The 12354-nt window shown below is 66.4% G+C and carries 9 protein-coding genes; 6 read left to right on the top strand and 3 right to left on the bottom strand.

All coding sequences use genetic code 11. The features are described 5' to 3' along the window. The first annotated feature begins 18 nt into the window (after positions 1-18). Positions 19-2691 carry a hybrid sensor histidine kinase/response regulator gene (locus ACODSM_RS05870; protein WP_488804641.1) on the top strand — a complete coding sequence of 891 codons (2673 nt, stop codon included), beginning with the start codon at positions 19-21 and terminating at the stop codon, positions 2689-2691. A 99-nt stretch (positions 2692-2790) separates the two neighbouring features. On the opposite strand, the gene ACODSM_RS05865 is transcribed toward ACODSM_RS05870, so the two are convergent. From ACODSM_RS05865 to ACODSM_RS05855, 3 genes are all read right to left on the bottom strand, one after another. Beyond that, on the bottom strand, positions 2791-3438 hold the full coding sequence (locus ACODSM_RS05865; RefSeq protein WP_056648324.1) for a LuxR C-terminal-related transcriptional regulator: 648 nt from the start codon (positions 3436-3438) through the stop codon (positions 2791-2793). A 29-nt stretch (positions 3439-3467) separates the two neighbouring features. After that, positions 3468-4403: a LysR family transcriptional regulator gene (locus ACODSM_RS05860; protein ID WP_015016104.1), complete on the bottom strand. Its 936-nt coding sequence runs from the start codon at positions 4401-4403 to the stop codon at positions 3468-3470. A 152-nt stretch (positions 4404-4555) separates the two neighbouring features. Further along, the gene (locus ACODSM_RS05855; protein WP_488804640.1) at positions 4556-6481 is read right to left on the bottom strand and encodes an acyl CoA:acetate/3-ketoacid CoA transferase; all 1926 of its coding nucleotides are present in this window, start codon (positions 6479-6481) and stop codon (positions 4556-4558) included. A gap of 230 nt (positions 6482-6711) precedes the next feature. Here ACODSM_RS05855 and ACODSM_RS05850 point away from each other — a divergent pair, with 230 nt between their 5' ends. From ACODSM_RS05850 to ACODSM_RS05830, 5 genes are all read left to right on the top strand, one after another. Beyond that, a complete protein-coding gene (locus tag ACODSM_RS05850) occupies positions 6712-8922 on the top strand; it encodes a malate synthase G (protein ID WP_488804639.1) in 2211 nt (736 codons plus the stop codon). 21 nt (positions 8923-8943) lie between these two features. Next, positions 8944-9375: a cysteine-rich CWC family protein gene (locus ACODSM_RS05845; protein ID WP_488804638.1), complete on the top strand. Its 432-nt coding sequence runs from the start codon at positions 8944-8946 to the stop codon at positions 9373-9375. 13 nt (positions 9376-9388) lie between these two features. Then, positions 9389-9610 (top strand): 4-oxalocrotonate tautomerase, encoded by a 222-nt coding sequence (locus ACODSM_RS05840; RefSeq protein WP_255356291.1) that lies wholly within the window; start codon positions 9389-9391, stop codon positions 9608-9610. 56 nt (positions 9611-9666) lie between these two features. Beyond that, positions 9667-11124, top strand: coding sequence for a DHA2 family efflux MFS transporter permease subunit (locus tag ACODSM_RS05835; protein ID WP_488804637.1), 1458 nt, complete (start codon positions 9667-9669; stop codon positions 11122-11124). A 91-nt stretch (positions 11125-11215) separates the two neighbouring features. Then, positions 11216-11983 carry a class II glutamine amidotransferase gene (locus ACODSM_RS05830; RefSeq protein WP_291444450.1) on the top strand — a complete coding sequence of 256 codons (768 nt, stop codon included), beginning with the start codon at positions 11216-11218 and terminating at the stop codon, positions 11981-11983. The last annotated feature ends 371 nt before the right edge of the window (positions 11984-12354 follow it).

The following is a 12354-nucleotide window of genomic DNA, read 5'->3' as shown; positions in this document are numbered from 1 at the left end:
TCAGAACTCCGTTTTTCTATGCCCACGCCCCGCCTTCGCCAGTTCTGGACGCTGCTTATCCTGATTGCAGGCACGGCGGCCAGCATGTTTGCCGCCGGCCAGTGGGCCTGGCACCGGTCCTTGCTGGATGAAAGCGACAGCGTGCAGCGCCAGCTGGCCCTGTACGGCCAGACGCTGGCCCAGCGCATCGACCGCTACCGCACCCTGCCCGAGGTGCTGGCCCTGGACGCGCAACTGCAAGAAGCCCTGCGCCGCCCCCTGAGCCCGGACGAGGTGGCGCAGCTCAACCGCAAGCTGGAGCAGGCCAACGGCGCCAGCCAGTCGTCCACCCTCACCCTGCTCAACCGCGACGGCCTGGCCGTGGCAGCGAGCAACTGGCGCACGGCCACCAGCAATGTGGGTGTGGACTACAGCTTTCGCCCCTACGTGCAGCAGGCGCTGGCGCAGGGGCGCGGCAGCTTTTACGGCATTGGCGTGACCACGGGTGAGCCCGGCTACTTCCTGTCGCAGGCCATCCGCGACGACAGCGGCCACATCCTGGGGCTGGTGGCCATCAAGATTGCGCTGCAGGAGCTGGAGCGCGAATGGCTGCAGACACCCGACATCGTGCTGGCGTCGGACGCGCATGGCGTGGTCTTTCTCGCCAGCCAGGACGCCTGGCGCTACCGGCTGCTGGAGCCGCTGGACGACGAAGAGCGCCGCGAGCTGAACGCCACACGCCAATACTCCGACCAGCCGCTGCGCCCGCTCGACGTCCGCGTGGACGACCGCCTGGACAACGGCGGGCGTCTGGTGCGCGTGCAGGCCTTGCCCGACATGCCCGCCCCACCCGGCCGCATGCTGTGGCTGACCCAGCCCCTGCCCGGCACGCCCTGGCAACTGCACCTGGTGCACACCACCCACAGCAGCATTGCAGACAGCCGCTGGGCAGCCGCAGCCGGGGGCGGCGGCTGGCTGGCCCTGTCGCTGCTGGTGCTGTTTGTGCGCCAGCGCCAGCGCCTGGCCCGCCTGCGCCAGCGCAGCCGCCAGGAGCTGGAGACCGTGCTGCAACAGCACGCGCAGGAGTTGCGCACCGCGCAGGACGGCATCGTGCAGGCCGCGCAGCAAGCCGCGCAACAAACGGACACGGGTCTCTCCCGCAGCCTGGAGCACCTGCCCCAGGGCGTGGTCATCATCGACGCCGACCTGAAGCTGGTGGCCTGGAACTCGCGCTACGTGCAGCTGTTCCGCTACCCCACCGACCTGATGCAGGTCGGCCGCCCCATCGAAGACCTGATGCGCCACAACGCACGCCGGGGCCTGCTGGGCCCGGGCCCGGTGGAAGAAGCCATCGAACGCCGCCTGGCCCACCTGCGCAGCGGCACTCCGCACCTGCACGAAAGCGCCAAGGACGACGGCACCGTGCTGGAGATCCGGGGCAACCCCCTGCCCGAAGGCGGCTTTGTGACCAGCTACGCCGACATCACCAGCTACAAGAACGCCGCGCGCGAGCTGCGATCGTTGGCCGATGCACTGGAGCAGCGCGTGGCCGACCGCACCCGCGACCTGGACGCTGCGCGGCGCGAGGCCGAGCAGGCCAACCGCTCCAAAACCCGCTTTGTGGCCGCCGCTGTGCACGACCTGCTGCAGCCCCTGAACGCTGCGCGCATGTTCACCTCGCTCTTGCGCAGCCACCTGCCGGGCGATGCCGAACGGCACGCGGTGGACAGCATCGACGGCGCCCTGGCCGCGCAGGACGCCATCCTCAACAGCCTGCTCGACATCTCGCGCATGGAATCGGGCCAGTTCGACGTGCACATCCACGACGTGGCGCTGGGCCCGCTGCTGCAGGTGCTGGGCCACAACTTCGGCGTGCTGGCCGAAAGCCAGGGGTTAAAGCTGCGCTGCGTGCCCACACGCGCCGTGGTGCGCACCGATGAAAACCTGCTGCGCCGCATCCTGCAGAACTTTGTCTCCAACGCCATCCGCTACAGCCGACGCGGGCGCATCGTGGTGGGCTGCCGCAGGATGGGCGACCACCTGCGCATCGAGGTGCACGACCAGGGCCCCGGCATCCCCGAAGCCTTGCAACGCGAGATTTTTGAAGAATTCCGCCGCCTGGACGAAGGCCGCGCCGACGACCGTGGCGCAGGCCTGGGCCTGGCCATCGTCGAACGCCTGGGCCGCCTGCTGGGGCACGAGATCGGCCTGCGCTCGCAGCTGGGGCGCGGCAGCGTGTTCTGGGTGTGTGTGCCGCTGGGCAACCCCGCCGCCGCACAGCAGGCTGCGCCCCCCGCCACCACGCTACAGCCCAGTGACGACGCGCCCCTGCAAGGCAGCAGCGCCTGGGTCATTGACGACGACGGCCCCACCTGCGCTGCCACGCAGGCCCTGCTGCAGCGCTGGGGCTGTACGGTGCCGCTGGCCGCTGGCGCACCCGAGGCCCTGGCCGCCGCCCAGCCCGGCCAAGCACCACAGCTGGTGCTGCTGGACGTTCACCTGGGGGCGGGCCTCCACGGCCCCGAAGTGTTCGCGCAGCTGTGCCAGCGCTGGGGCCAGACGCCCGCAGTGATCCTGGTCACCGCCGAGCGCGACGCCACCCTGCGCCGCCAGGCCGCCGAGCGCGGCTGGGGCTTTCTCGCCAAGCCGGTGCGCGCGCCTGCGCTGCGGGCGCTGGTGAGCCAGACGCTGCTGCGCTGGCGCGAGAAATAGCCGCGGCGATTCAGCGCCTCATCACTAAAAAAATGATAGCTGCAAACGCATGATGGACTGGCACCTGAGACCTATTTCGCACCAACTCCCAACACTGCCTCAGCCCGAAGCCCCGTCCTCTGTCTCCAGACTCTTCACCAGCACCGCTGCCTGCGTGCGGCTGTAGCACTCCAGCTTTTTCAGAATGGCGGTGACATGCACCTTCACCGTGTTCTCGGCCAGCCCCAGCGTGGCCGCGATCTGTTTGTTGAGCAAACCATCGGCCAGGCACAGCAGCACGCGGAACTGCTGGGGCGTGAGCTGCGCCAGCCGGGCGGCCAGCTCCGCATCGGCCTCGGAGCGTTCGGCCGCCATGGGCGGGAACCAGCTGCCGCCGTCCAGCACGGCCTGGATGGCGTCGCCCATGGCATCGGCGGGGGCGGACTTGGGGATGAAGCCGGCCGCGCCAAACTGCTGGGCGCGGCGGATGACGCGGGGGTGGTCGTTGGACGAGATGATGACCACGGGCAGCTCGGGGTATTCGCCGCGCACATGCAGCAGGGCCGAGAAGCCGCGCGTGCCGGGCATGCTCAGGTCCAGCAGCACCAGCTCAACCTCGGGGTGGTCCTGCAACGCCTGGCCCAGCGTGGCGGCGCTGGCGGCTTCCAGCGTGCGGAACTGGGGCAGCCGCTCGCGCAGCACGTGCAGCACGGCCGCACGGAACAGCGGGTGGTCGTCAGCGACAAGGAGCGTGGGCGCGGTGGACATGGAGTGTGTGCAGTCTGCCACGGGGGCCGTCAGCCGCCGGCCTGCGGGCCTTTCCAGAACGCGGGCTGTGCGTACTGGTGCTTGAGGTGCTCGATCCACAGCCGCACCCGCAGCGGCATGTGCTTGCGCTGCGGGAACACCACATAGATGCCGTTGGGCGGTGCGGCAAAGTCGTGCAGCACCTCCACCAGGCGGCCAGCGGCGATCTCGGCCTCGACCTCCCAGGTGCTGCGCCAGGCGATGCCGTAGCCCGCCAGGCACCAGTCGTGCAGCACCTGCCCGTCCGAGCAATCGAGCGGACCGCCGGGCTTGAGGTGGATGACCTCGGTGCCACCGCCCTCGACCGGCATGCGGAACGCCCAGCCGCGTGTTTGCGAGGCCTCGCTCGACAGCGTGAGGCAGTCGTGTTGCACCAGCTCGCTGGGGTGGCGCGGCGTGCCGTGGCGCTGCAGGTAGGCGGGTGTGGCCACGCACAGGCGGCGGTTGTCGGCGATGCGCACGCTCACCAGCGATGAGTCGGGCAGGTCGCCCACGCGCACTGCACAGTCATAGCCCTCGCCCGCCAGGTCCACCACACGGTCGCTGAGGTTGAGCGAGATGGTCACATCGGGGTGCGCCGTGCGAAAACGCGGCACCAGCGGCGCCACATGGCGGCGGCCAAAACCGGCGGGCGCGGTGATGCGCAAATGGCCCGTGGCCTTGACCCCCCCTTCGGACACGCTGGCCTCGGCATTGGCCACATCGGACAGCAGGCGCTGGCAGTCTTCCAGAAACGCGCTGCCCTCGTGCGTCAGGCTGATGCGGCGCGTGGTGCGCACCAGCAGCTTCACGCCCAGGTGTTCTTCCAGCGCATCGAGCCGCCGGCCCATGATGGCCGGGGCCACGCCCTCGGCCTTGGCCGCAGCGGTGAGGCTGCCGCGCGTTGCCACCGACACAAACGATTCGAAGGCCTTGAGTTTGTCCATGGGCGCTGATTATGGGGATAAAGCGGCAAAGGGCCTGGTGGCGGACCCGGGCGCGGCCTGTGATCGGTTTTGAAGCCAAACAGGCCGCTTGCGCTAGTGCAACATGCCTGAGAAGCTACATAAATGATAGTAAACCAGCATCACACCCCACGTTACACCAGGCGCGACTTGAGGAACCCCACGGTGCCATAGCGCTTGACCTCGGTGTAAAGGTCGCGCGTGAGGCCCTGCACCATGACGGTGTAGGCGTCGGCCAGGTCGGGGGCGATGGTGAAGTGGTCGTAGTTCACGATCACGCCCACGCGCTCGCCCTGTGCGGCCAGCGGGGCGAGCAGGCGGCGCACCTCCTGCTCGATGGCGTCGATGGTGCTGGCGGTGTTGATCTGCAGGCCCGAGAAGTCGATGTGCAGCAGCTGGCGCGCGGCGTCCAGCTCAAAGCGCTGGACCAGCGGGCGGTTGAGCAGTTGCTCGCGCAGGCCCAGCGGGCCGGGCTCGAACAGGCGCAGGTCCATGGTCTGCAGGCCGGGGCTGATGCGCGGCGTGAACGCCATGTGGGCGAGCACGTCGCGCTGCAGATCGATGCCGGGCGCCAGCTCGATCAGCTCTAGCGCGCCACCGCCGTCGGCATCACCCGAGGGCACCAGGCGGAACACGCAGCGCTCGGTCACATACAGCACGCGCTGACCGCGCCGCAGCGCCTCGGCGCCGCTGAAGGTGCGGTGCTCGACCTCGCGCACCAGCTTGCGCGCGCCACCCTCGTGCAGGATGTGCAGGTGGCCGTCCACCGCCTCGACCTGCAGCGCGCCAGCGGTGAAGGTGCCGACAAACACCACCGTCTTGGCGTTCTGGCTGATGTTGATGAAGCCGCCCGCGCCCGCCAGGCGGGGCCCGAACTTGCTCACGTTGAGGTTGCCGTGCTGGTCGGCCTGCGCCAGGCCCAGGATGGCGATGTCCAGGCCCCCGCCGTCGTAGAAGTCGAACTGGTTGGGCTGGTCGATGATGGCCTGCGGGTTCACCGCCGCGCCAAAGTTCAGGCCGCCGGCGGGGATGCCGCCGATCACGCCGGGCTCGGCCGTGAGCGTGACCAGGTCGATGATGCGCTCTTCGGCCGCCACATTGGCCACGCCCTCGGGCATGCCGATGCCCAGGTTGACCACCTGGTGCGGGCGCAGCTCCAGCGCCGCGCGGCGGGCAATGATCTTGCGCTCGGTGAGTGGCATCGCCTCCAGCGTGTCCATGGGCACGCGCAGCTCGCCAGCAAACGCGGCGCTGTAGGGCTCGGCAAAGGTCTGGTGGTGGTGCGCAGGCTCGGTGGCCAGCACCACGGCGTCGACCAGGACGCCCGGCACCTTGACCTGGCGGGGGTTGAGCGACCCACGCTCGGCGATGCGCTCGACCTGCGCAATGACCACGCCGCCCGAGTTGCGCGCGGCCATGGCAATGGCCAGCGCTTCGAGCGTGAGCGCCTCGCGCTCCATAGTGAGGTTGCCGTCCGCGTCGGCTGTGGTCGCGCGGATGATGCCCACATGGATCGGGAAGGCCTTGTAGAACAGGTAGTCCTGCCCGTCGATGGGCAGCACGCGCACCAGGTCTTCAGTGGTGCGCGCGTTGAGCTTGCCGCCGCCGTGGCGCGGGTCTACGAAGGTGTCGAGGCCCACGCGCGTGAGCGTGCCGGGCTTGCCCGCAGCGATGTCGCGGAACAGGTGCGTGATCACGCCCTGGGGCAGGTTCCAGGCCTCGATCTGGTTGTCTACCGCCAGCTTCTGGATGCGCGGCACCAGGCTCCAGTGCCCGCCGATCACGCGCTTGAGCAGGCCCGCATGGCCCAGGTGGTTGAGGCCGCGCTGCTTGCCGTCGCCCTGGCCTGCGGCATAGACCAGCGTGAGGCCCTGCGGGGTTTGTGTGGACTCCCAGCGCTGGGCCAGCGCCACTGCAATGCTCTCGGCAAAACCGATGCCCACAAAGCCGCCCGTCGCCACGGTGTCGCCGTCGTGGATGAGCTGCACGGCATCGGCGGCGCTCACGATCTTGTTCTTGTGGGCCGCGTTGAGCGCGCTGGCGTCCAGGGGTGCCTGCATGGGTTTGTCTCCCGGTGGGTTTGTTGTGCGCGCAGCGTAGTGGGTAACGGGCCAAAGCACCATTCAGGGTGACTACGGGCCACTCTCAGTTTTGCGTAAAAGTCACTGGTTTAGAGATTTTCAGCGTATTTATGTGGGCAAACATTTGCAATACAGTGTGCCCATTGCCTGCTGCTGCGGGCACCGTTTTTCATTGATCCCCTTTTCCACAACTCTTCTCTAGGCACCTCATGACCGATCGCACCCAAGTCCACGGCCTGCAAGTGGCCACCTCCCTGTACCGCTTTGTCGAAGACAAGGTGCTGCCCGGCACGGGGGTGGATGCCGCCGCCTTCTGGAAGGGCTTTGACGCCATCGTGGCCGACCTGGCCCCGCGCAACATTGCCCTGCTGGCCGAGCGCGACCGCCTGCAGACCGAGCTGGACACCTGGCACAAGGCCAACCCCGGCCCCATCAAGGACATGGTGGCTTACCGCGGCTTCCTGGAGAAGATCGGCTACCTGGTGCCCCAGCCTGCCGATGTGAAGGCCACCACCGCCAACGTGGACGACGAGTTGGCGACCCAGGCAGGCCCGCAGTTGGTGGTACCCATCCTGAATGCACGCTATGCACTGAACGCCGCCAACGCGCGCTGGGGCAGCCTGTATGACGCGCTGTATGGCACGGACGCGATCAGCGAAGAAGGTGGCGCCGAGAAGGGCAAGGGCTACAACCCGGTGCGCGGCGCCAAGGTGATTGCGTTTGCACGCCAGGTGTTGGACGACACCGCACCGCTGGCCAGCGGCTCGCACAAGGATTCGACCGGCTATCGTGTGGAAGGCGGCCAGCTGGTGGTGTCGCTTGCCAACGGCACCACCACGGGTTTGAAGGACGCCTCGCAGTTCAGGGGCTACCAGGGCAATGCCGCCGCACCGTCGTCGGTGCTACTGCAGCACAACGGCCTGCACCTGGACATCCAGATCGACCGCAGCACGCCCATCGGCCAGTCCGATGCCGCGGGCGTGAGCGACCTGGTGCTGGAAGCGGCCCTGTCCACCATCCTGGACCTGGAAGACTCCGTGGCCGCCGTGGACGCCGAAGACAAGGTGCTGGGCTACAGCAACTGGCTGGGCATCATCCAGGCCACGCTGACCGAGCAGGTCGCCAAGGGCGGCAAGACCTTCACGCGCGGGCTGAACCCTGACCGTGTTTACACGGCCCCCCAAGGCGGCGAAGTACGCCTGCATGGCCGCTCGCTGATGTTCCTGCGCAATGTGGGCCACCTGATGACCAACCCGGCCATCCTGTGGAAGGACGCGCAGGGCCAGGTGCGCGAGATTCCTGAAGGCATCATGGACGCAGTCGTGACCACCGCCATTGCCCTGCACGACCTGCAAGGCCATGGCGCCAACGGAATCCGCAACTCCCGCAAGGGCAGCGTCTACATCGTCAAGCCCAAGATGCACGGCCCCGCCGAAGTCGGCTTTGCCGCTGAACTCTTCGGCCGCGTCGAGAAGCTGCTGGGCCTGCCCGACAGCACCGTCAAGCTGGGCATCATGGACGAAGAGCGCCGCACGTCCGTCAACCTCAAGGCCTGCATCGCTGCCGCATCGAGCCGCGTCGCCTTCATCAACACCGGCTTCCTGGACCGCACGGGCGACGAGATGCACACGGCCATGCACGCCGGCCCCATGGTGCGCAAGGGCGACATGAAGACCAGCGCCTGGATCCAGTCATACGAGAAGAACAACGTGCTCGTGGGCCTGTCATGTGGCCTGCGCGGCAAGGCGCAGATCGGCAAGGGCATGTGGGCCATGCCCGACCTGATGGCAGAAATGCTCAAGCAGAAGATCGCCCACCCCAAGGCCGGCGCCAACACCGCCTGGGTGCCCAGCCCCACGGGTGCCACGCTGCACGCGCTGCACTATCACCAGGTGAAGGTGAGCGACATCCAGATCGAGCTGGAAAAAACCGATGTGAACGCCGAGCGCGACAACCTGCTGACCGGTCTGCTCACCGTGCCCGTGGCCGCCAGCCCGAACTGGAGCGACGCCGAAAAGCAGCAGGAGCTGGACAACAACGCCCAGGGCATCCTGGGCTATGTGGTGCGCTGGATCGACCAAGGCGTGGGCTGCTCCAAGGTGCCCGACATCCACAACGTGGGCCTGATGGAAGACCGCGCGACGCTGCGCATCAGCAGCCAGCACATGGCCAACTGGCTGCACCACGGCGTGGTGACCGAGGCGCAGGTGCGCGAGACCTTCGAGCGCATGGCCGCGGTGGTGGACCAGCAAAACGCGGGGGACCCGCTGTACCAGCCGATGGCCGGCCACTTTGACACCAGCATGGCCTACAAGGCAGCCTGTGACCTGGTCTTCAAGGGCCTGGAGCAGCCCAGCGGCTACACCGAGCCGCTGCTGCATGCCTGGCGCCTGAAGCTCAAGGCCGCGCAAGCAGCCTAATTCCCGATAGCAGTCGGGGCCATGTTCGTGGCGTCGCCCGCTCCAATTTTGATAGCTGCTAGCGCAATCAATATATGCGCTGGCGGCTATTTTTGTTTGGACGGCACTGTAGCTTGCCTCATTGGCGTGGATGGGACGCAGCGGCCGCGCGCGGGCAGCGCCGCGCCGTACACTGGCACCCGCGCCCACGCGTTTCTCCCCATGCCTGCAGCACTGTCCACCCCTCTCATCCCCTCTGTCTGCCCGCTGTGTGGGCAGCCCAATCAGTGCGCTATCGCGGCGGGTCTCCCAGCAGAAAGCTGCTGGTGCGTGACGCAGACCATCGACCCTGCGGCCTTGGCCGCTTTGGCACAGGAGGCACGCGGCAAGGTCTGTATCTGCGCGGCTTGCGGCGCGCCGGCGCCAGACGCACAGCAACCCTCCGCCGCAGGCCACCCGCCTTCGCCGATATGATTTGGGCTTTTCGCTGTCTTCACAGCGCGCGAAGGAACAAGACATGCCCACGTACCACATCGAAATGATGGAAGGCCGCACGGTCGAGCAGAAGAAGAAGCTGGTGGAAGAGATCACCCGCGTATCCGTCGAGATCCTGGGCGGCTCGCCCGAATCGGTGGACATCCTGATCACCGATGTGAAGCGCGAAAACTGGGCCACGGGCGGCAAGTTGTGGCTGGAGCGCACGTCCTGAGTGATGCGCCCCGTCCTCACTGACCCCGTGGTGTTGCTTCAGCATTTGATCGCTTCATGAGCGCCGCCTCGGGGTCTTTGGCTGTATTGCGCGAGCGCTATGGCGAGCGCTACCGGTGGCTGCTGCTGCTGTCCGTCATGGTCGGGACCATGGCCTCCATCATGTCTTCCACCATCGTCAACGTGGCGATCCCGGACATGAGCCACTACTTTGCACTGGGCCAGGAGCGCGCCCAGTGGGTCACCTCCGGCTTCATGGTGGCCACCACCGTGTCCATGCTCACCACCCCCTGGCTACTGTCGCGGTACGGTTACCGCGCGACCTATGTGGGCGCGATGTTGCTGCTGCTCATTGGCGGCGTGGGGGGCGGTCTGGCGCGCGACTTCGGTCTGGTGCTGGCCGCACGTGTCGCCGAGGGACTGGCAGCGGGTGTCGTGCAGCCCATCCCGGCCGTCATCATCCTGTATGCCTTCCAGCCCCATGAGCAGGGGCGCGCGAGCGGCATCTTCGGCATGGGCGTCGTGCTGGCGCCGGCCATTGGCCCGAGCATGGGCGGCTTGCTGGTGGATTGGTTTGGCTGGCGCTCCATCTTTTTCATGGTGGTGCCGCTGTGCCTGGCCTCACTCTGGCTGGCCTACAAGTTTGTGCCGGTCACCGCCCCCGGAGGGGTCGAGGCCAACCGGCAAGGCCAGGCGCTGGACTGGCGAGGCCTTCTGCTGGGCACGGTCGGAACGCTGTGCCTGCTGAACGGGCTGGTATCGCTGCATGGTGGCTCTCACGTCGAGGCGGCGGGCCTGCTGATCGGTGCGGTGGTGGCCGTCGCGTGTTTCATTGCCTGGCAACGCAGGCTGCTGCGCATCGGGCGCAAGCCCCTCATGGACCTGCGCCTTTTTCAATACCGCCAGTTCGCCATGGGCAGTGTGGTGGCCTTCATTTACGGCACAGCCTTGTTCGGCTCCACGTATCTGTTGCCGGTGTTCATGCAACTGGGGCTGGAACTTTCGGCATCGCACGTCGGCACCCTCATGCTGCCAGCGGGGTTTGTATTGGCCGCCACCATTGCCGTGGTGGGCCGCCTCGCGGACCGGCGGCCGACCCATTTGTTAGTGAGCATTGGACTCGGTCTGCTGGCCTTGTCTTTCGGGCTGATGGTGTTTGTGGGCCTTGGCTCGTCGCTATGGATGCTGGTCGCTTTTGCGATCCTCGGGCGCATCGGACTCGGTTTCATTCTGCCGTCGCTGAATCTGGGCTCCATGCGCCCGCTGGACAAATCGCTGATCTCGCAAGGCTCCAGCGCCATCGGTTTTTTGCGCATGTTGGGCGGTGCCGCCGGGGTGAGCCTGTGCGGTATCGTGCTTGAATGGCGCCTCGGCGCACATAGCGCCTCGTTGACTGCCGGAGCCAGCAACCCGGCGCGCATCGCAGCGTTCGGTGAAACCTTTTTGATGCTGACTTTTCTGTGCGGTCTGGCGCTGGTGGCTGCCTGGCAGCTGCGCGAGCGGAAGCCTGATTGACGGCGGTCAGACCTTGTCCTGTTGCTTGAAGGGGCAGGTACGCACAGTAGCCCCGTCACTTTCAAGAATTTGAAGAAACGGAATCTCCGCCATGTGCCAACTGCTCGGCATGAACTGCAATGTGCCCACGGATGTGACCTTCAGCTTTACGGGTTTTGCGCAACGCGGCGGAAAGACCGACCACCATACCGACGGCTGGGGCATCGCGTTTTTTGAGGACAAGGGGCTTCGCCACTTCGTGGACCATCTGGCGGCTGTGGACTCTCCAGTGGCCGAACTCATTCGCCGTTACCCCATCAAGAGCCGGAACGTCATCGCCCACATCCGCAAGGCCACCCAGGGCGTGGTGAGCCTGCAGAACTGCCACCCGTTCGTGCGGGAGCTGTGGGGCCGCTACTGGGTCTTTGCCCACAACGGGGACCTGAAAGATTTCCGCCCTCGCCTGCATTCGCATTTCCGACCCGTAGGAGATACCGATAGCGAACACGCGTTTTGCTGGATCATGCAAGAGTTGGCCAAATCACACGCCAGCGTGCCCTCCGTTCCAGAACTGACGCTAACGCTCAAGGAACTCGCTGCGCGCATTGCGCCCCACGGCACATTCAACTTCCTGCTTTCCAACGGTCAGGCCTTGTGGGCACACGCCTCCACCCACCTCCACTACATTGAGCGCCGCCACCCCTTCGGCGCCGCGCATCTGAGTGACGAAGACCTTCAGCTGGATTTTTCGAAGGAAACTGGGGAGAACGATCAGGTGGCAGTGATCGTGACCAGTCCTCTCACCACCAACGAAACGTGGACCGCCTTCGGCAAAGGAGAACTGCTGGTGTTTGAGCAAGGTCGGCGGCTGCCTATCTGATGCAGGCGATGCATCGGCACGGGGGAAGCGGCAAATTGCACGCGCCATAGGAATGAACGCCGCCTCTCGCGAGGTTCTCCTGTCCAGTTCACGCTATGTTCAATGGGAGCGAATGGGTCTGTCCCAACTCGTCGGCGCTGATCTAAGCGGCCCGAGTAACTTAGGTATGCGCGCGCGTCTTGCAGCCCGATGAGGCAGAGGCCCCATCGAATAGAGTATGTCCCCCTTGGTGCTGATTAGCGCATACTGCAGTTGACGCATTTTTGTGTTCTGCAAAGCAAAAAACCCCAGTCTTTATGAGACTGGGGTTTTCTGGGCTGTAAGAGCCTGACGATGACCTACTTTCACACGGGAACCCGCACTATCATCGG

This window comes from Acidovorax sp. FG42, from assembly GCF_057809195.1.
Note: the sequence above shows the minus strand (reverse complement) of the source record. Positions and strands in the feature narration are given on the sequence as shown.